The sequence below is a fragment of the Streptomyces sp. NBC_01451 genome (assembly GCF_036227485.1).
In the GTDB taxonomy this organism is placed as follows: domain Bacteria; phylum Actinomycetota; class Actinomycetes; order Streptomycetales; family Streptomycetaceae; genus Streptomyces.
The window spans coordinates 2,010,419-2,029,851 of sequence record NZ_CP109479.1 but is presented as its reverse complement, the minus strand read 5'-3'; the positions used below and the strand labels follow the sequence as shown (position 1 = coordinate 2,029,851).

Below are 19,433 nucleotides of genomic sequence, written 5' to 3'. Positions count from 1 at the left end.
CTGATGTCACCCGCCTGGCCGCGACCCGCCGGGACCGGATCCCCGGGCGCGCCGCCCGCCGGGCTACGGCCGGGTGCAGCGCCCGGTGGGGTTGGCGGCGGGCGGGCGGCACTGGTCGTCGAAGTCGTCGGCGTCGTCGCTCAGATAGCGGCCCAGACAGGTGCTCGGTGTCGTCAGGCCGCGTTCGCCGCAGAAGGCCAGCGCGGCACGGCCGTCGGCGAACGGGCCGGGGGCGTAGATGACCCAGTAGCCCGGCCGCAGGGACGCGTACTCGTCGCTGCGCACGAACACCGCCTCCGGCACCGTCTCCCTGATCTTGGCGAGCCGTGCGTCCCGGGCGGCGGTCCCGGAGTCGACCGGCTCGGAGTGCAGCTGGGCGATCCAGCGGCCCGCCGGGACGGGCGAGGCGGTCGAGGTGTTGGGCGAGGTTCCCGTACTTGCCGACGGGTCCGGGTCCGAGTCGCCGCCCGTTCCGTTCCCGTCGAGGAGGCGCGGCGTGAGGAGGACGGCCGCTGCCGCGACGAGGACCGCGAGTACGGCGGACACGGCGAGCCGCTTGCGGCGCTTCGGCGGCGACGGGATCCGCTCTCCCGACTCGCGCCGGTCCGCGCCGCCCGCCACGGTCGCGGAGCGCGGTGGCGTCCCCCCGGACTCCGGTCCGTGGCCCATGGACCGGGGCGCCGTCAGCGTCCGCTGAACCGACCTCGCCGTCCCGCCCGCCGCCACCCGCTCCAGCATCGCCGCCAGCCGGCCCGTGTCGGGTCGTGCCGCCGGATCCCGGTCGAGCAGCGCTTCGAGTACGGGGGTCAGCGGGCCGGAGCGGGAGGGCGGCGGGACCTCGGACTCCAGGACCGCGGCCAGTGTCGCGAGCGAGGTCTCGCGGCGCAGGGGGTTCACGCCCTCCACACACACGTACAGGACGACCCCCAGGGACCACAGGTCGGAGGCCGGGTCGTCGGAGGGGCCGCGGATGCGTTCCGGGGCGATGTACTCGGGGGAGCCGACGAGTTCGCCGGTCATCGTCAGGGCCGTCGCGCCCTGGAGTGCCGCGATCCCGAAGTCGGTGAGCACCGCGCTCCCGTCCGGCCGCAGCAGGATGTTCGCCGGTTTCACGTCCCGGTGCTGGACGCCCGCCGCGTGCGCCGCGCGCAGCGCGTCCAGTACCTGGCCGCCGATCCGTGCCGCCTCCGCCGGGGTCAGCGGGCCGGATTCCAGGCGCTTGTCGAGCGAGACGCCGGGCACCAGCTCCATGACGATCCAGGGATGCGGGTCGTCGTCGATGATCTGGTGGACGGTGACCACGTGCGGGTGGCTGAGCCGGGCGAGCGCCCGGGCCTCGCGCATCACCCGCTCCCGTACGGCGTCGGTCGCCGCCGCGTCCGGCCGTACCGCCTTCAGCGCGACCTCGCGGTGCAGCACGGAGTCGCGGGCCCGCCACACCGTGCCCATTCCGCCACTGCCGAGCCGCTCCAGCAGCTCGAACCGCCCGTCCACCAGGTCCCCCGATGCGTTCATGGCGGACAGGTTAGAGCCTGCCCGCCATGTCCTGGTTCAAGGGGCGCCCGTTACCGCTTCCACGGGCCCCGTACTGCGAACGTCGTCCCGGGCGTGTAGCAGTTGACGTACATCGTCCGGCCGTCCGGAGAGAAGGTGACGCCCGCGAACTCGCCCCACTCGGGGGCGTCCGGGGTGCCGATGTTCTGGGCGTTGCGGGCCATCGCGTACACCTCGCCCCGGCGTGTCACGCCGTACACGTGCTGGGCGCCGTTCCCGTCCTCGCACACCATCAGGCCGCCGCTCGGGGCGAGGCAGATGTTGTCCGGTGACTCGCCGGGCAGCTGGATGTCCGTGTCCGGGCCGAAGACGACGACGAGGGTGAGGTGGCGTGCGGCGGGGTCGTAGCGCCAGATCTGGCCGAAGTGGGTCGCCGCCGAGCCCTCGCTCGCGTGGGCGAACGACGACACGAAGTAGACGCACCGCCCGCCCCAGTAGCAGCCCTCCAGTTTCTGCGCGTGCGTGATGCCCTTCGGCCCGAAGTCCTGGAGCCGGACGGGGGTCTCGGCGGCCAGCGGATCGGGTACGTCCACCCACTCGACGCCGTCGAAGCGGGCACCCGGTTCCTGGACCGAGGAGAGGTCGGGTACGCCCGGCACGCGCATCGCCTGGAGCCGGCCGCCCGCGCGCAGTGAACCCACCCCGCCCAGCGGCCTCTTGGGCAGGAAACGGTAGAAGAGGCCGAAGGGGCGCAGGAAGGCGTCCTCCGTCTCGTAGACGATGCCGGTCCTCGGGTCGACGGCGATCGCCTCGTGCTGGAAGCGACCCATCGCGGTGAGCGGGACGGCGCCGGTGCGGTGCGGGTCGGCCCCGTCGACCTCGAAGATGAAGCCGTGGTCCTTGGTGTAGCCGTTGGTGCCGGCCTTGTCCTCGGTCTCCTCGCAGGTCAGCCAGGTGCCCCAAGGCGTGGGCCCGCCCGCGCAGTTGACGGCCGTACCGGCGATGGCGACCCGTTCCGTGAGGACGTCTCCGTCCCGGTCGAGGGTGAGGGACGTACAGCCGCCCTTGCCCATGGGGTCGTAGGTGAGGCCCTTGACCGTCGGGACCTGGGTTCTGGCGGTGACGCGGTTCTCGTGGTTGCGGACCAGGTGGACGCGGCCGTGCCGGCCGGCGAAGGCCGCCATGCCGTCGTGGTTGGAGGGGACCGGGCCCTCACCGGAGCGCAGGGGGTCGCCCTCACGGGACAGGACCCGATAGCGGAAACCTTTCGGCAGGTCGAGCAGGCCCTTCGGGTCGGGGATCAGCGGGCCGTAGCCGGAGTGGCCCAGTTCCTGGGCGGCGGCGGTACCGGCGAAGAGTTCGGAGAGGGCTCCGGTGAAGGCGATACCGGCTCCCAGGGCGCCGGTGCGGGCGAGGACCTGGCGTCGGGATGCGGAGGTGTCGTCGACTGCCGTGGGCTGAGCGCCGGTTGAGGGGCCGTCGAGTTCGGGCGTACCGAAGGCGGACATGGGGGCAACCTTCCTGCTGGCGGACAGGACTGTGACCTTGCCGTGTGTATCACGCCGTACGGGCCTCGGGAACCACGCGCGTAGCGAGCCTCATCCGGGTGGCCCGCCCGGCCGCGGCGGCTGGACCTGCGCCCGTTCCAGGAAGCGGAGCAGTTCCCCGCGAGGGGCAGGGCGGGCGTCGAGTTCTTCTCGGCGGCGACCGCCACCATCGTCTGGAGCAGCCGGAGTCGGAGTGCGGCGGCCTGCTCGGACACCACGTCGGCGGCGATGCCCGCGGTCAGTGGTTCCTCAAGCACGACGACGACCTCTCGCAGCCGTCCCGTACGTGCCGATCGGCACCCCTGACAAGCGACATGCCCGGTCCGGGGCTCGGGTCGAGCCCCGGACCGGGCGGCCTCGTGGGTGAGACCCACGGTGGGCGCTGCGGCTACGGCGTCGGCGTCATCATCCTGACCGGTTCCGTCCCGGCCGCGCTGTGCCGCTCCGCCCAGCTCTCCAGGGCCGTGCGGCAGGCGTGGTCCAGGTGGTGCAGACCCGACAGGTCCAGCTCTATCGGCCGGTCCTGGGGCAGCGCCTCCAGACTGTCGAGGATCTTCGGCAGCCGCAGGAAGGTCGCGTTGCCCGACAGATAAGCCTGGACGGGACCGGCACCCTTGTCGATGATCTCCAGCTTGAGGTGCGAGGCCTCCCAGGCGGTCTTGCCCACCGACAGGGCGAGACCGATCAGCACGCCCTCGAACATGTTCACGGACACGATCGCCAGGGCTGTGACGACCAGGATCAGCGCCTCACCCCGGTGCTCGCGCCAGAGCGAGACGACCCCGCGCAGCGGTATGAGCTTCCAGCCGGCGTGGACGAGGATGCCGGCCAGTGCGGGCAGCGGGATGAGCGCCAGCGCGCCGGGCAGCAGCGCCGCGAACAGCAGCAGCCATACGCCGTGCAGTACCCGGGACGCCTTCGTCCGCGCCCCCGCCTGGACGTTGGCCGAGCTGCGCACGATCACCGCGGTCATCGGCAGCGCGCCCAGCAGCCCGCACACGGTGTTGCCGGCGCCCTGCGCCATCAGCTCCTTGTCGTACTGGGTACGCGGACCGTCGTGCAGCCGGTCCACGGCGGCGGCGCTGAACAGGCTCTCGGCGGACGCGATCAGCGTGAACGCCACGACCGTGCCGATCACGCTCGGGCTCGCCAGTTCACCGAGGGCGCCGAGCCCGGGCAGCTGGACGGCGTCCAGCAGGCCCTTCACCTCGACGGTCGCCACCGGCAGGCTGAACACCAGGGTGACGACGGTCGCCAGGACCACCGCCGCGAGCGCGCCGGGCACCGCCCGCACCTTCCTGGGCAGCCGTTGCCACAGCACGATCACGGCTATCGTGCCCGCGCCGACCGCCAGCGAGGCCAGTGCGCTGGTGCTCCCCACGGCCTTCGCGGCGGCCTCGGGCAGCCCGGTGATCTTGTCGAGCCCGGCGGCCGGCGCCTTCAGTCCGGCCGCCGCGTACAGCTGCCCGGCGATGATCACGAGCCCGATTCCGGCCAGCATGCCCTCGACGACGGACACCGAGATGGCCCGGAACCAGCGCCCCAGTTTCAGGGCGCCCATGGCGAGCTGGAGCAGCCCGGCGGCGAGCACGATCACCCCGAGCGCGGGCAGCCCGTGCTCCCGTACGGCCTCGAAGACCAGGACGGTGAGGCCGGCGGCGGGCCCGGACACCTGGAGGCTGCTGCCCGGCAGGAGTCCGGTGACGATGCCGCCCACGATGCCGGTGACCAGGCCGAGTTCGGCCGGCACACCGGACGCGACGGCGACGCCCACGCACAGCGGCAGGGCGACCAGGAACACGACGAGCGAGGCGGCGAAGTCCTGCCGCAGATGAGGGACCTTGGTACGTATGGACATGGCGGCCCTCACAGTGCTTCGAACGCGTCGGTGGCGGCGCGGTGCTCGCGTACGGACCCGGTGTGCACCTCGTAGTACCAGCCGCGCAACCGCAGTTGACCCCTGGCCAGGCGTTGCTCCACGCACGGGTAGGAGCGCAGCCGCAACAGCTGTGCCAGGACGTGGTTCTGGACGGCGGAGGCGACCGTCGGGTCGCCGGTGTCGGACGGGGTCGCGGTGTCGGGTTCGCCGGCGGCGTGCGCGAGCCAGTCGCGTACGGCGGGTACGGCGGTGAGGTCGTCGCCGCGCACCAGGGCGCCGACGGCACCGCAGTGCGAGTGGCCGCAGACGACGATGTCGCTGACGCCGAGGACCTCCACGGCGTACTCGATGGTGGCGGCCTCGCCGGTGGGGCGGGCGGAGGCATACGGGGGGACGATGTTGCCCGCGGTGCGCAGCTCGAAGAGCTCGCCGGGCCCGGCACCTGTGATCAGGGCCGGGACGACCCTCGAATCGGAGCAGGTGATGAACAGGACCTGGGGGGACTGGCCTTCGGCGAGCTTGGCGAACTTCTCGGGGCGCCGGCCGAAGGTGCGGGCGTTGTCGATGAGGGGCTGCATGTGGTGACTCCTCCTGGCGCGCCTCGACGGCGCGTCGGACGTACATGACAGTCGGACGTGGTGACAGGCGTGGGGGGACGTTCCTGCTGTCAGCAGCGGAACACTTGGAGCGCGGCCGGGGTGTGCGCGGTCAGTGATCTGGGCGCCTGATGACGGGCCGTGACGCGCGTCCGCGGTTCGTGCGGAGCCGTGGGGTCCACTGCGAGGAGCGGGCGCTCGGGCACCTGGGGACCCGAATCGGCGATGCGATGCCGGTCGCGGGTGCGCAGCGGCAGGCCCGGGTCGTGATGACGGCCGCCATCACCACAGGTGACGTACTCGTCGCGCTGGGCTGCCACCCTGGGTTTGTTTCTGGGCTCGGTCTTGGCCTCGGCATGACGGGCTGTGTGCGCGGAAGCGAAGGACGCCGTGGGAGCGAAGAACTGGAGCGCCAGCAGGGCGGCGGCGAGGAGCGAGATCACGGTCCGGGCCGTTGCACCTCGGAACATGCGCCCCCCTCCAGGCGATTCGCGATCTCTTGCACGCGTCAACTGTTGGTCAACCGCGGGTCAAGAAACACGTTAACCCTGCAAAGTTGTTTGCAGGGTTAACCTAGCGTTTCAGGCTGAAGAGAGCCTGAAAAGCGCGGGTGGGGTGACGCGAACTGATCCTTGACCTGCGGTAGTTCATATGGTCAGCGGGTCAGGGCCTCATCAGGGCTCCACGAGGCCCTTGGCGTCGCGGGCCAGCGAGGTCAGGCGGGAGATCGCGCGGAAGTACTTCTTGCGGTAGCCGCCGTTCAGCATCTCCTCGCTGAACAACTGGTCGAAGGGCAGCCCGGAGGCGAGCACCGGCACCTCGCGGTCGTACAGCCGGTCGGCGAGCACCACGAGCCGCAGCGCCGTCGACTGGTCCGGAACCGGCCGCACATCGGTGAGGCACACGGCCTTCAGACCGTCGGTGAGGGCGCCGTACCGGCTGGGGTGCACGCGGGCGAGGTGGTCGAGGAGCTGCGGGAAGTCGTCGAGCGACGTGTCCTCGTTGGCGTACGCGGCCTTGGTCACCTGCTCCTCGGAGTACGGCACCGGCGCCTGGGGCAGCCCCCGGTGGCGGTAGTCCTCGCCGTCGATGCGCAGCGCGTGGAAGTGGGCGGACAGGCCCTGGATCTCGCGCAGGAAGTCGGCCGACGCGAACCGGCCCTCACCGAGCTTGCCCGGCAGGGTGTTCGAGGTGGCGGCGAGGGCGACGCCCGCGTCGACCAGCTTGCCGAGCAGGGTCGAGACGAGGACGGTGTCGCCCGGGTCGTCCAGCTCGAACTCGTCGATGCAGAGCAGCCGGTGGCCGGACAGGGTCTGGACGGTCTTCTGGAAGCCGAGGGCGCCGACCAGGTTCGTCAGCTCCACGAAGGTGCCGAAGGCCTTGAGCGCGGGCTCGGCCGGGGTGGCGTGCCAGAGGGAGGCGAGGAGGTGGGTCTTGCCGACGCCGTAACCGCCGTCGAGGTAGACGCCGCGGGGACCGGTCGGCACCTTGGACGCCCTGACCTTCCCGAACCCGAAGAACCCCCGTCTGCCGCCCCCCACGGCGTGCGCCCCGCCGAGCCCGCCCGCGAACCCGTCGAGGACCCGCACGGCCTCGGTCTGGCTGGGCTGGTTCGGGTCCGGGAGGTACGTGTCGAAGCGCACCGAGTCGAACCGGGGCGGCGGCACCATCTCGGCGACCAGCCGGTCCGCGGGGACATGCGGCTCGCGGACGCACAGGGACAGCGGGGCCGTGTCGGCTATCGGACCGAAACCGGGGGACGCGGGGATGGTAGGCACGGTTCACCATGCTAAGGGCCGTGCCAGACTGCCTGGCATGCGACGTCTGTTCCCTGTGACCGAAGAGACAGTGGCCGAAGCCCCGGGAGGGGCCGCGGACGGCGGTGGTTCGCCCGGTGCCGGAGTGGCCGACCGCGAGTGGAGCCTGGAGGAGCTGGCCGCCGCCTACGCCTACCCCGGGCCGACGGACGGGCGCCGGGAGGCCTGGCTGCGCGCCAACATGGTGTCCACACTCGACGGCGCAGCCCAGCACGACGGCCGTTCCCAGCCCATCTCGTCCGCCTCCGACATGCGGATCTTCGGCACCCTGAGGGCGCTGGCGGACGTGGTCCTGGTTGGTGCGGAAACGGTACGCCAGGAGGGTTACCGTCCGGCACGCGCGCGTGCGGAGTTCGCCGCGGCCCGGGCGGCGGCCGGGCAGGCGGAGGCGGCGGCGATCGCGATCGTCAGCGCGAGCCTGGAGCTGGACTACTCGCTCCCGCTGTTCACCTCGCCCCTGGTCCCCACCCTGATCCTCACGGGTGCCGCTGCCGCGCCCGACCGGGTCGCGGCGGCCGAGAAGGCGGGCGCCCGGGTGGTCGTCGCGGGTGACGGCATGGGCGTGGACCCGGCACGTGCCGTGCGGGCCCTCGCCGGCCTCGGGCACACCCGGCTGCTGGCCGAGGGAGGGCCGCGTCTGCTCGGGCAGCTGGTGGCGGCCGGAGTGCTCGACGAGCTGTGTCTGACGGTCTCCCCGATGCTCACCGTGGGGGACGCCCAGCGGATCTCGGGCGGGCCCGCGATGCCGGTTCCCCGTCGCTTCGAACTGGTGTCCTTGCTGGAGGACGCCGGCTTCCTGTTCAGCCGTTATCGCCGCTCCTGACGCACGGGGTGCCGCTCGTCCCGACACGATCCGGAACCTGCCGTTCCGTTTGGCTTTCGGTGGGCACACTAAATTTCGCAGTCCCCGTGCGATCACGGGGCAGGATGGTTTCAGCAGGGGCCTACGAACGGCCCACGGAGGAGAAGGGCGCCTGTCGTGTTCACAAGCGTACTGATGATCGAGAAGGCCCTGACGTCCGCCGACGTGGAGTTCGTCACCACCTTGCACGGCGACGAGGACGTGGCCTTCCACGTCCTGCTCCAGCCCCGTGGCGACCAGGCAGACCGGCTGTTGCGGGCCATCGACGACATCGCGCTGGGCGAGCTCGACGAGGCGGCGCACGAGCGGGAGACCCCGGAGGGCGAGGACGCGGCGGTGCTGGGGGAGCGGGCACTTGAGGTGTCGCTGACGGCGCTGCGCGGGTCCGGGCACGAGGCGGAGGGGCGGATCGTCGAGGACCATCCGCTCGACGCGCTGCGGGGGCTGGTGGACGAGATCGGGGCGGACGAGGTCATCGTGCTCACCGATCCCCACTACGTGGAGGAGTTCTTCCACCGGGACTGGGCTTCGCGGGCCCGGCACAAGGTGGGGGTGCCGGTGCTCAAGTTGTTCTCGCACAGCAAGGCGTGACGCCGTAGGGGCCGGGCCGGCGGCTGCGGGGCCGCTGTGGCCGGTCGCGCCCACGCGGCGGAGCCGCACATCCGTCCAGCCCCGCGCCCCTGGGCCGATGAGCCGAGCGTCGGCCATGAGGCGCCCCCTTGGCAGGGAATAGGCTGGGGGCTCGACTTCTGTACCGGATCTTGGGGAGAACAGCACATGGCACCCGGCCTTCCTACCGCCATGGACCGACCGCACTTCATCGGCATCGGCGGCGCCGGGATGTCGGGGATCGCGAAGATCCTGGCGCAGCGCGGGGCCGTCGTGGCCGGCAGCGACGCCAAGGAGTCGGAGACCGCCGCGGCCCTGCGGGCGCTGGGGGCGACCGTGCACATCGGGCACGCGGCCGGGCACCTCGCCGACGACGCCACCTGTGTCGTGGTCTCCTCCGCGATCCGCGCGGACAACCCGGAGCTGGCGCGGGCGGCGGAACTGGGAATCCCGGTGGTCCACCGTTCGGACGCGCTCGCCCGGCTGATGGACGGCCTGCGGCCGATCGCGGTCGCGGGCACCCACGGCAAGACGACCACGACGTCCATGCTGGCGGTGTCGCTGAGCGAGCTGGGGCTGAACCCGTCGTACGCGATCGGCGGCGACCTGGACGCGCCCGGCTCGAACGCCCTGCACGGCGACGGAGACATCTTCGTGGCCGAGGCGGACGAATCGGACCGCAGCTTCCACAAGTACGCGCCCGAGGTCGCGATCGTCCTCAACGTCGAACTCGACCACCACGCCAACTACGCCTCCATGGAAGAGATCTACGAGTCCTTCGAGACGTTCGCGGGCCGGATCGTGCCCGGCGGCACGCTCGTGATCTCCGCCGACCACGACGGCGCCCGCGAGCTGACGCGACGTCTGCCGGACTCCGTGCGGGTGGTGACGTACGGGGAGTCGGCGGACGCGGACGTACGCGTGCTGTCCGTCGTACCCCAGGGGCTGAAGAGCGAGGTGACCGTCGAGCTGGACGGGGACCGGCTCACCTTCACGGTCTCGGTGCCCGGCCGGCACTACGCGCACAACGCGGTGGCCGCACTGGCCGCGGGCGTCGCGCTGGGCGTGCCCGCCGCCGAGCTGGCCCCCGCCCTGGCCGCGTACACGGGAGTGAGGCGACGGCTCCAGCTGAAGGGGGAGGCGGCCGGCGTCCAGGTCATCGACTCGTACGCGCACCACCCCACCGAGATGACGGCGGACCTGGAGGCGATGCGGGCGGCGGTCGGCGATGCCCGCATCCTGGTGGTCTTCCAGCCGCACCTCTTCTCCCGTACCCAGGAGCTGGGCACGGAGATGGGCCAGGCGCTGGCGCTCGCCGACGCGTCGGTGGTCCTCGACATCTACCCGGCCCGCGAGGACCCGGTCCCCGGCGTGACCAGCGCGCTGATCATCGACGCCGCGCGGGCCGCGGGCGCCGACGTGACGGCCGTGCCGGACAAGGCCGAGGTGCCGGAGACCGTCGCGGGAATGGCGAAGCCCGGTGATCTCGTTCTCACCATGGGCGCGGGTGATGTCACGGACCTGGGCCCGCGGATCCTGGACCGTCTGGCACGGTGACGTTCGCGGTTCCGCAGTGACTTTCGCGGTGACTTTCGCAGTAAGGGGCTGAGCTTCATGTCGTACGACGTCGAAAAGCCGGACGAGCAGTGGCGCGCGGAGCTGACTCCGGCCGAGTACAAGGTCCTGCGGCAGGCCGGCACGGAACCCGCCTTCGTGGGTGAGTACACGGGCACCAAGACGAAGGGCGTCTACTCCTGCCGGGCCTGCGGCGCCGAACTCTTCACCTCGGACACGAAGTTCGAGTCGCACTGCGGCTGGCCGTCCTTCTTCGACCCGAAGGACTCCGACGCGGTGGAACTGATCGCGGACCGCTCGCTCGGGATGGTACGGACCGAGGTGCGGTGCTCCCGGTGCGGGTCGCACCTCGGGCACGTGTTCGAGGGGGAGGGGTATGCGACCCCGACCGATCAGCGGTACTGCATCAACAGCATCTCGTTGCGGCTGACGCCCGACGAGAACTGAGGACCGGAAGCGCCGCCGGCTGAGGAAGCCGGAACGGCTGAAGGGGGCCTGCCTGTCGTACGCGTCGTACGACAGGCAGGCCCCCTCGGTGTTTCCCTACGAGGTGCAGACGTCCTTCAGGCGGTCGGCAGCCGCGTCGATCCTGCTGGAGTCCGGGCTCGTGTCGCCGTTCAGGATCGACTTGTTGTAGTCGTCTATCGCCTTGTCCAGGTCGTCGACCGCCTTGTCGACCTTGCTGTCGTCCGTCTCCTTGTTGATCTTGTCCAGGTTCTTGTCGATGGTGTCGATGGAGTCGTCGGTCTTCGACGGGTCCTGCACCGCGTCCCAGCCGGCCTCGTGGATCGCCCTGATGCTGTCCGAGATCGAGTCGGCGTTGCTGAGGCAGCCGAGGGAGTTGTCGATGTCCTCGCAGCCGGTCAGGAGTCCGGCGGTCAGGGTGACGGCGGCGACGGCGGTGGCGACGGTGGCGGTGCGACGGCCACGACGGCGGTTCGAGCGCATGGAAAGGGTCCCTTCACTTCGTTCATGGGTTGATGAGGTCTTCGGTGCTCGGAAGGTCAGGCCCAGGGCTGCTGTACGAGCGCGGGCGACGTCCGCTCCTTGCGGGCGGAGACGAGGCCGCCCGCCGCGCCGAGGGAGACCAGGCCCATACCGACGGCGGTCGCGATCCCCTTCACGCCGTCCATGGTGAAGTAGCAGAACGCGGCCACACCGCCGTTGAACAGGAACAGGAACCAGAGCGTGGACGGCCTCGCCAGGAACGCCTTGATCTTCGGCTTCCTGGCGATGCGGGAGCCCGCCAGCAGTGCGACGGCGATGCCGGCGTAGGTGGCCACGTCCTTCTCCGTGCCGTCGAGGACGGCGCCGGACGCGGTGCTCGCGGCGAGACCGCCCAGGAAGAACGACCACAGCAGCAGATTGGTGATGAACGACTTCACGGCGGCGAGCAGCGTCTTCACGGACATTCCTTCGGCGGGAACGGATGGGTTCTGATCTCTGCCGACTACGATCCCGTCACCTGATCGCCGCCACGAGGGACCCTTCTCCCGAATGGATGGTGTAGCCCGCTACACCATCCGCACACCGTCCGCCGCGCTGCGCGTTCGCGGCGTCACGTCCTGCCTGTTGCGTTGTACCGACCGTTTGGTCTAACTTTCGTGAAGAGGGCCGCAATGGAGCTGTGATCAGGAGTCGTGCATGAGCAGCGAGGGTGACACTCAGGGCAAAAGCGCTGGTCGGACTACTGGTCGGCTGCCTGGGTGGGTGCTCGTGGTGGGTGCCTCGGCGGCGGGTTTGTCGACAGTAGAGGCGTTGCGGCGTCGGGGTTTTGTGGGTGGGGTGACGGTGGTGGGTGATGAGCGGCATGTGCCGTACGACCGGCCGCCGTTGTCGAAGCAGGCGCTGTCGGGGGTGTGGGAGCCGGGCAGGGCTGAGCTGCGGACGCGGGAGCAGCTGGCTGCGCTGGATGCGGAGTTCGTGATCCGCGTCGAGGAGTGAGCGGCGCTCGCCGTCGAGTTCTGCCCGCCCCCACCCGCACGGCCGGGTGGAGCCGCCTCCCGTGCCCGCGCCGAAGCTGCGGGGGCTGTCGGCTGATTGATGGATGCGGGTCCGGGGCGGCCCGGGCGAACGTGCCCCAGATGTTTCATTGACCGATCGGTACACGATACATGACATGCAGGTGGCAGGCCGTCGACGAGGACTGGCGCCAGGAAGCGGAGTGACCATGACGACGAAGCGTTGGAAGCAGCGTCCGCCGGGTTCGACCTGGGGCGACTGGGGCGAGGACGACGAGCTGGGCCGGATCAACCTGCTCACCCGGGAGAAGGTCCTCCAGGGCGTGCGCGAGGTCGAGCACGGCATCGCCTTCAGCCTGAGCCTGCCCCTCGACTATCCCGGCGGCACGGCCATGAACCAGCGCCGCTACCCGCCGATCCTGCGCCCCACCGAGGACCTCCAGCACAACCAGGACGTCTTCTACAACATCAGGGCCAGCGAACACTTCTCCCCCGACCTCATCGACGTGTGGTCCGACGACGTGGTCACCCTCTGGCTCCAGTACTCCACCCAGTGGGACGCCCTCGCCCACCAGGGCGCCGAGTTCGACGCCGACGCCGACGGCGTCGCCGAGGCCGTCTACTACAACGGCTACCGCGCCGGCACCGACCTCGTCGGACCCCAGGACGACGCCAAGGGCGACGGCAGCGGCAGCCTCGGCTTCGCCCGCCACCTCGGCCTCGAACACATGGCCCAGCACGGCGTCCAGGGACGCGGCGTCCTCATCGACATCGCCCACCACCTCGGCACCGGCTACCAGGCCGTCAACCACCAGCAACTGCGCGAGATCATGGACGCCGACAACGTCACCGTCGAACCCGGCGACATCGTCCTGCTCCACACCGGCTTCGCCACCCAGATCCTCGCCTGGAACAAGAACCCCGACCCCGTCGCCATCCACCGGACCGCCGCCTACCTCGACGCCCACGACCCCGCGATCCTCCAATGGATCACCGACTCCCAACTCGCGGGTCTCGTCGCGGACAACTACGCCGTCGAGGGAGTGGGCGTCGGCAACGAGACCGGCCCCCACTCCCTCCTGCCCATCCACCACCTCTGCCTCTTCAAACTGGGCATCCCCCTAGGCGAACTCTGGTACCTCGACAAACTCGCCACCTGGCTGCGCCAACACAACCGCAGCCGCTTCCTCCTCACCGCACCCCCACTCAACCTCCCAGGAACACAAGGCAGCCCCCTCACACCGATCGCCACCGTCTGACGGACGCGGTCGGCATCGAGCGCCGTTCGGTGCGGGTCGGGAATCCTGCCCCCGACCCGCACCGAACTGGCACTTCGCCGCCGCCTCCCCGGCGAAGGACACGTATTGATCGTGTATGGTCACGCGGTGCTACAGGCAATTCCGGGACGCCAGTTGTGGCTCCCGTGACGATGTACCGGGTTGCGAAGGATTTGGTGAGATGCCGGCCACTCGCAAGGAGCGCGGCAAGACCGAGCGCTACTACCGCATGCGTGAGAGCGTGGTGGACATCGCCGTCGAGCTGTTCTCGAAGAACGGGTACACCGGTACCGGTGTGGCGGACATCGGGGAGGCGGCCGGACTGGCCCGGGGCGCCCTGTACTACTACATCGGCTCGAAGGACGCGCTCCTCGCCGAGATCCACGACCGCGTCATGGATCCGCTGCTGAGAGAAGCCGCCGCGATCGTCGAACTCGACCTGAGTTTCCAGACCCGGCTGCGACTGCTGTCGGAGTCCCTGCTCTGGCAGATCGTCAACAGGCACGACCACGTCTGGGTGTTCCTGCACGAGTACCGCCAACTCCAGGGCGAATACCGCGAGTTGTTCCGTAAGAAGCGGCACCGTTTCGAGTCGCGCATCCGCGACGTACTCGCCGACGGGCACCGCCGGGGACAGCTCCAGGGGCGCCCGCGGGAGGACTTGGAGCTGGCGACGCTCGCGTTCCTGAACCTGCACAACTACACGTACCAGTGGCTTGCCGGTCATCGGGACATGCGGGTCGAGGAGCTCTCCGCCTTCTACTGCGACATCTTCTTCAACGGCATCCTGGCCGAACCCGTCGACCGGGCGCGCGAGGAGGACGAGCTGGAGCGGGGGCGGTCCGTCCTCCAGGAGCTGCGAGGCGAGAAGTCCGAGGTCGACGCCGGGTCCGAGGCGTAGGTTCCTGTTCTGTTCCTCCGGGGTGTGCGCTACGCTCCCAGAAATGTACCGACCGGTCGATACTTTGATGGAGGGCCGAATGCCGACAACCGCCGGAAACCCCGAGGCCGCCGGGCGACGTGTGGTGATCACCGGGGCCGGGCGCGGCCTGGGGCGTGTTCTCGCCCAGGCCTTCGACTCCGCGGGGGCGCGGCTGGGCCTGGTGGCGCGCTCCGAGGACGCGCTCAAGGAGGTCGCCGGGACGCTCCACGGCGACCCCCTGGTGTGCGCCGGTGATGTGCGCAACGAGGCCTTCAACGCGTCCGTCGCCGAGGGCATGGTCGAGCGGTTCGGCGGTGTGGACGCCTGGATCTGCAACGCCGGGGTCTCGCCGGGGGTCGCGACGGTGACCGACACCAGCCCCGACGCCTGGCGTCAGGTCATCGACGTCAACCTGACCGGCACGTTCCTCGGGGCGCGGGCCGCCGCCGCGGTGATGGGCGCCGGAGGGCGGATCATCGTCACCGGTTCCGTGCTGGGCGACCGGCCCAAGGGCGGTCTCGCCGCGTACTCGGCGTCGAAGAGCGGCGTGCAGTCCCTGGTGGGGGCGTTGGCGCAGGAACTCGGGCCGCGCGGGATCACCGTCAACACGGTGGCCCTCGGCTGGTTCGACACCGGGCTCGGCGCGCACTGGCGGCGCAGCTCGGAACGGGACAGCGGGATCGTCGAGCACACGGCGCTGGGGCGCTGGGGCACGCCCGACGATCTGCCCGGCATCTATCTGTTCCTGGCCTCCGAGTCCTCGGCCTATGTCACCGGCACGACGATCACGGTCGACGGCGGCTACTCACTGCTCTGAACGCGTCGCGTGCCGGGGGCTGTTGGCATCGCGCCACGCCAACAGCCCCCGGCCCGGCCGTCAGTCGACGCTGAACACCCGTACGTCCCAGGCGCCGAGGTCCAGTTCGGTGCCCGTGGGGACCGGGCTGCCGTTCAGTACGTCGGTCAGGTCGGCCGGGGCCGTGACGCGCGCGGGCTCCCAGCTCCAGTTGTGGACGATGTGCACGCGCCGCCCGTCCCCGGCCGTACCGGTGGTCGCCGTGACCGAGGCCGGGAGGTCCCCCCAGACGCTGCGGGTGGTGGGGGCCAGCCAGACGGCCAGCTCGCGGGCGAGGTCGCGGCCCGGCACCGTCCCGACGTACGTCACCCGGCCCGCGCCGTGACGGCGGGTGGTGACCGCCGGCCAGCGGCCGAAGTGCGGGTGGTCGTACGTGACCAGCGGCTCGGCGTCGGTGACGGTGAGACCGTCGGCCCAGTGCAACGCCGTTGCCCCGTCCGGAAGTCGGAGCGGACCGCCGGGCACGGCACGGACCGGGATCCCTGTGGTCAGGTTGCTGAACTCGTCGTAGCTGACGCCCGCCGCGTCCACCAGGCGCCCGGGGGCGAGCTCGTTGCGGGCCCGCGCCTCTTGGTCGGCGTACGCCGTGCGCGGGCCGAGGACCAGGTGGCCACCCGCGTGGGCGTACGCGGCGAACCAGTCGAGGGTCGTGTCGTCGACGACGTACAGCGCCGGGACGACCAGGACCGGGTGCCGGCGCACCGCCTCCTCGGGGGACAGACCCTCCCGTTCTCCGCGCGGGTCGTGGAGCTGTCGGGCGTGGACGATCCGGACCTGGCGGCCCGCGTCGAAGGCGCCCCGGTAGAACGGGTCGAAGATCCGGTGGTAGGCGGTGTCGTCCGGGCCGCCGTCGCCCGTCGCGAGCGGCGGATACTTCTGCATCAGCCACTTGCTGGGCGTCGAGTAGACCATCGTGATGTCGGCGTCCGGTTCGAGATCGGCGACCAGCGGGCCCGCCGCGTCCAACTCGGCGCCCAGCTTCGCCAGTTCGGCGTAGGTGCGGCCGGGCCGGCCGCTGTGCGGAAGGACGCCGCCCCAGTACGTCTCGGCGCCGAAGTGCAGGGTGTGCCAGTGCCAGTACTCGATCATCCTGGCCCCGCGCCCGACCAGCGCCCAGGCGGCCTGGCGCCACTGGCCGTCGTAGGCGGGGCGGTTGTCCCACGCGAAGCCGATGGAGGAGGCGTTGGTCTCGGTGACCAGGAACGGCGCCTGCTTCGAGGAGAACATCCAGTCGGCGGTCTGGTAGAGGGCCCAGACGCCCGTGGTCTTCCAGCGCTGCGCGTGCGCGTCCGGCGTGCGGTCCGGGAGCGCGAGGCTGTCCTGCATGTCGTAGTAGGGGTTGCCCGACGCGATGTCGAGCCGGTCGGTCAGCTCGTCGTCCTCCACCGCCGGGCGGGTGTACGAGATGCAGGTGGTGACGAACTGGTCGGGGTTCGCGTACTCGCGGACGATGTCCGCCTGCCAGCCGATGAACTCGGTGACCTGGCGGGCCTGGAACTCCCGCCAGGCGACGTCGTATTGGGGCTGGACGTTGCCGTCCGGGGTCCACAGGTCGGCCCAGGTGGAGAGGCGGTGCGACCAGTAGACGAGGCCCCATTCGCGGTTCAGGGTCTCGATGTCCCCGTACTTCGCCCGGAGATGGTCGACGAAGCGCTCGAACACGCCCCGGTTGTGCAGGAGTTCGTTTCCGGGTTCGTTGTCGACCTGGAAACCGATGACCGCAGGGTGTCCGGCGTACCGTGCGACGATCTTCCGGATCACCCGTTCGGCGTGGAACCGGAACGCGGGGTGCGTGAAGTCGACCTCCTGCCGGGCACCCCAGCCGATGCGCTGCCCGGTGGCCCGCTCGCCGGTGATCTCCGGGTACTGGCGGGCCAGCCACGGCGGCACGGCGTACGTCGGGGTGCCGAGGACCACGGCGATACCGCGCTCATGGGTGCCGTCGAGCACCGGCTCCAGCCAGTCGAGATCGAAGCTCCCGTTCTCGGGCTCCCAGGTCGACCAGACCGACTCGCCGACCCGGATCACGGTGAACCGGGCGTCGGCCATCAGATCGAGGTCGGTCTTGAGCTGTTCGCCGGGACGGTACTCGGGTCCATGGGCGGGCTGGTACTCGTGGTAGTACGCGGCGCCGAAGAGGACGCGGGCGGGCAGAACCGCCATGAAGTCAACCTCCAGTGGGGGAAGGGGAGTTGGGTAACCGCTATGGCCGGGCGGGGAGTTACTGCTTGACCCCGCCGGTGGCCAGGCCGCTCTGCCAGTACCGCTGGAGCAGCACGAAGGCCACGACGAGCGGGACCACCGAGATCATCGACCCGGTCACGACGAGCGCGAGCATGTCGCTGCTGGCACCCGCCCCGCCGTTCTGTGCCTGGGCGGCCCAGGAGGAGAGCCCGACCGTGATCGGGTACAGGTCCGGGTCGTTGAGCATGATCAGCGGCAGGAAGTAGTTGTTCCAGGTCGCCACGAGCGTGAACAGCAGCACCGTCACCAGGCCCGGCGCCAGCAGCCGCAGCACGATCTGGAAGAAGATCCGGAACTCGCCGGCCCCGTCCATCCGGGCGGCTTCGAGGATGCTGTCGGGCACGGCGTCCTGCGCGTACACCCGCATGAGATAGAGCCCGAAGGGACTCACCAGCGAGGGCAGGATGATCGCCCACGGCGTGTTCACCAGCCCCACCTTGGCGAACAGCAGGTACGTCGGAATGGCCAGGGCGGTCGCCGGCACCATGACGGCGCCGAGTACGAGGTTGAAGGCGGCACCGTTCCCGCGGAACCGGAACTTGGCGAACCCGTACCCAGCGGCGGCGGCCAGGACCGCGGCGCCGACGGCGCTGACCCCGGCGTACAGCAGGGTGTTGAGCAGCCAGTGCAGGAAGACGCCGTCGTCCTGGGTGAAGGTGTCGCGGATGTTCGTCAGCAGTTGCGGGGTGTCGGAGAACCACAGGCCGAAGCTGTTGATCAGGTCCCGGGTGCTCTTGGTGGAGGCGATCAGCAGCCAGAGGAGGGGGAGGAGGAAGTAGGCGAGCGCCGCCAGCATGGCGATCGTCAGGGGTGTGCTGCGACGGCCGGCCTGTCGCCCGCGCCGCTCCTTCGGCGCCTTGGATACCTGGTCCGTCGTACGAACCACGGCGGTGGCGGGGGGAGTTGTGGTGGTCACGCGGGCCTCCTGCGGTTCGCGGTGAGCAGGAAGGCGTACGAGATGATCACGATGAGCAGGCCGAGGAGGAAGGACACGGCCGCCGCGTAGTTGATCTGCTGGCTGGTGAAGGCGAGCGTGTAGGCGTAGAGGTTGGCGGTGTACGCGCTGTCGATGACGTCCGGGACGATCTTCATCAGCAGGTTGGGCTCGTTGAAGAGCTGGAAGCTGCCGATCACCGAGAAGAGCAGCGTGAGCGTCAACGCGGGCCGCAGCGCCGGGAGTTTGATGGACCAGGCGATCCGCCAGGCGCCCGCTCCGTCCAGTGCGGCGGCCTCGTACAGGTCCTGCGGAATGGTCCGCAGGGCCGCGTACAGGATGATCATGTTGTAGCCGACGAACTCCCAGGTCACGATGTTCGCCAGACTGCCGAGCATCCAGCTGTCGGTGAGGAAGTGCGGGGCGGGCAGGCTCAGTTTGTCGCTGAGCTGGGCGAACGGGCCGAAGTCCGGGCCGTAGAGGTAGCCCCACATGAGGGTGGCGACCACGCTCGGGACGGCGTACGGCACGAAGATGCCCAGCCGGATCACCCGGGACAGCCGCAACAGGCCGCTGTCCAGGGCGAGCGCGAAGAGCAGGGCGAGCAGCAGCATCACCGGGACCTGGATCACGAAGAACGTCGCGACCCGGACGACACCCTCACGGAGCTGCGGGTCCTTCACGGCGGTGAGGTAGTTCTCCAGGCCGACGAACGACGTGCCGCCGACCAACTTCTCCTGGAACAGGCTCAGATAGGCCGCGTAGCCCAGCGGGGCGAGGAAGAGGAGGAGGAACAGGACCATGAAGGGGGCGATGAACAGCGGGCCCGCCGACCGGGGCCGTGCGAGAAGCCTGGGCAT

General features: G+C 70.5%; 18 protein-coding genes and 1 pseudogene. 8 read left to right on the top strand and 11 right to left on the bottom strand.

The window, feature by feature from the left end:
* Positions 1 to 63 precede the first annotated feature (63 nt).
* The 6 genes from OG595_RS08635 to zapE form a co-directional block, all read right to left on the bottom strand.
* Positions 64 to 1,515, bottom strand: a complete 1,452-nt coding sequence (locus tag OG595_RS08635) for a serine/threonine-protein kinase (protein WP_329269650.1) — start codon at positions 1,513 to 1,515, stop codon at positions 64 to 66.
* A 50-nt stretch (positions 1,516 to 1,565) separates the two neighbouring features.
* A complete protein-coding gene (locus OG595_RS08630) occupies positions 1,566 to 3,002 on the bottom strand; it encodes a PhoX family protein (RefSeq protein WP_329269648.1) in 1,437 nt (478 codons plus the stop codon).
* A gap of 427 nt (positions 3,003 to 3,429) precedes the next feature.
* Complete coding sequence (locus OG595_RS08625) at positions 3,430 to 4,899, bottom strand: SulP family inorganic anion transporter (protein ID WP_329269647.1); 1,470 nt, start codon at positions 4,897 to 4,899, stop codon at positions 3,430 to 3,432.
* A gap of 8 nt (positions 4,900 to 4,907) precedes the next feature.
* Positions 4,908 to 5,498 carry a carbonic anhydrase gene (locus OG595_RS08620; protein WP_329269646.1) on the bottom strand — a complete coding sequence of 197 codons (591 nt, stop codon included), beginning with the start codon at positions 5,496 to 5,498 and terminating at the stop codon, positions 4,908 to 4,910.
* An 89-nt stretch (positions 5,499 to 5,587) separates the two neighbouring features.
* Positions 5,588 to 5,986, bottom strand: a complete 399-nt coding sequence (locus OG595_RS08615; RefSeq protein WP_329269644.1) for a hypothetical protein — start codon at positions 5,984 to 5,986, stop codon at positions 5,588 to 5,590.
* Positions 5,987 to 6,190: 204 nt separating this feature from the next.
* A complete protein-coding gene (gene zapE / locus OG595_RS08610) occupies positions 6,191 to 7,294 on the bottom strand; it encodes a cell division protein ZapE (RefSeq protein WP_329269642.1) in 1,104 nt (367 codons plus the stop codon).
* Positions 7,295 to 7,331: 37 nt separating this feature from the next.
* On the opposite strand from zapE, the gene OG595_RS08605 reads away from it, so the two are divergent.
* The 4 genes from OG595_RS08605 (at position 7,332) to msrB (ending at position 10,826) form a co-directional block, all read left to right on the top strand.
* The gene (locus OG595_RS08605; protein ID WP_329269640.1) at positions 7,332 to 8,156 is read left to right on the top strand and encodes a pyrimidine reductase family protein; all 825 of its coding nucleotides are present in this window, start codon (positions 7,332 to 7,334) and stop codon (positions 8,154 to 8,156) included.
* Between the two features lie 156 nt (positions 8,157 to 8,312).
* Positions 8,313 to 8,786, top strand: coding sequence for an indole-3-glycerol phosphate synthase (locus OG595_RS08600; RefSeq protein ID WP_329269638.1), 474 nt, complete (start codon positions 8,313 to 8,315; stop codon positions 8,784 to 8,786).
* Positions 8,787 to 8,972: 186 nt separating this feature from the next.
* Complete coding sequence (murC, locus tag OG595_RS08595) at positions 8,973 to 10,361, top strand: UDP-N-acetylmuramate--L-alanine ligase (protein WP_329269636.1); 1,389 nt, start codon at positions 8,973 to 8,975, stop codon at positions 10,359 to 10,361.
* Between the two features lie 57 nt (positions 10,362 to 10,418).
* Positions 10,419 to 10,826, top strand: a complete 408-nt coding sequence (gene msrB, locus OG595_RS08590; protein WP_329269634.1) for a peptide-methionine (R)-S-oxide reductase MsrB — start codon at positions 10,419 to 10,421, stop codon at positions 10,824 to 10,826.
* A 96-nt stretch (positions 10,827 to 10,922) separates the two neighbouring features.
* Here the strand turns inward: msrB and OG595_RS08585 are convergent, their stop codons facing one another.
* Both OG595_RS08585 and OG595_RS08580 read right to left on the bottom strand, forming a co-directional pair.
* Positions 10,923 to 11,327: a hypothetical protein gene (locus OG595_RS08585; RefSeq protein ID WP_329269632.1), complete on the bottom strand. Its 405-nt coding sequence runs from the start codon at positions 11,325 to 11,327 to the stop codon at positions 10,923 to 10,925.
* 56 nt (positions 11,328 to 11,383) lie between these two features.
* Positions 11,384 to 11,791, bottom strand: coding sequence for a hypothetical protein (locus OG595_RS08580; RefSeq protein WP_443072982.1), 408 nt, complete (start codon positions 11,789 to 11,791; stop codon positions 11,384 to 11,386).
* A 232-nt stretch (positions 11,792 to 12,023) separates the two neighbouring features.
* Between OG595_RS08580 and OG595_RS08575 the strand changes: the two are divergent.
* The 4 genes and pseudogenes from OG595_RS08575 to OG595_RS08560 form a co-directional block, all read left to right on the top strand.
* Positions 12,024 to 12,308 (top strand): annotated as a pseudogene (locus tag OG595_RS08575) (FAD-dependent oxidoreductase); the annotation flags it as partial.
* A 241-nt stretch (positions 12,309 to 12,549) separates the two neighbouring features.
* Positions 12,550 to 13,599 carry a cyclase family protein gene (locus OG595_RS08570; protein WP_329269629.1) on the top strand — a complete coding sequence of 350 codons (1,050 nt, stop codon included), beginning with the start codon at positions 12,550 to 12,552 and terminating at the stop codon, positions 13,597 to 13,599.
* Positions 13,600 to 13,798: 199 nt separating this feature from the next.
* A complete protein-coding gene (locus tag OG595_RS08565) occupies positions 13,799 to 14,518 on the top strand; it encodes a TetR/AcrR family transcriptional regulator (RefSeq protein ID WP_329269627.1) in 720 nt (239 codons plus the stop codon).
* 79 nt (positions 14,519 to 14,597) lie between these two features.
* Positions 14,598 to 15,356 (top strand): SDR family NAD(P)-dependent oxidoreductase, encoded by a 759-nt coding sequence (locus tag OG595_RS08560; protein WP_329269624.1) that lies wholly within the window; start codon positions 14,598 to 14,600, stop codon positions 15,354 to 15,356.
* A gap of 60 nt (positions 15,357 to 15,416) precedes the next feature.
* On the opposite strand, the gene OG595_RS08555 is transcribed toward OG595_RS08560, so the two are convergent.
* The 3 genes from OG595_RS08555 to OG595_RS08545 are packed head-to-tail and all read right to left on the bottom strand — an operon-like array spanning position 15,417 to position 19,433.
* A complete protein-coding gene (locus OG595_RS08555; RefSeq protein ID WP_329269622.1) occupies positions 15,417 to 17,558 on the bottom strand; it encodes a beta-galactosidase in 2,142 nt (713 codons plus the stop codon).
* Between the two features lie 58 nt (positions 17,559 to 17,616).
* Complete coding sequence (locus OG595_RS08550; RefSeq protein ID WP_443072981.1) at positions 17,617 to 18,555, bottom strand: carbohydrate ABC transporter permease; 939 nt, start codon at positions 18,553 to 18,555, stop codon at positions 17,617 to 17,619.
* Complete coding sequence (locus OG595_RS08545) at positions 18,552 to 19,433, bottom strand: carbohydrate ABC transporter permease (RefSeq protein WP_329269620.1); 882 nt, start codon at positions 19,431 to 19,433, stop codon at positions 18,552 to 18,554. Before OG595_RS08545 ends, OG595_RS08550 begins: the two co-directional genes overlap by 4 nt.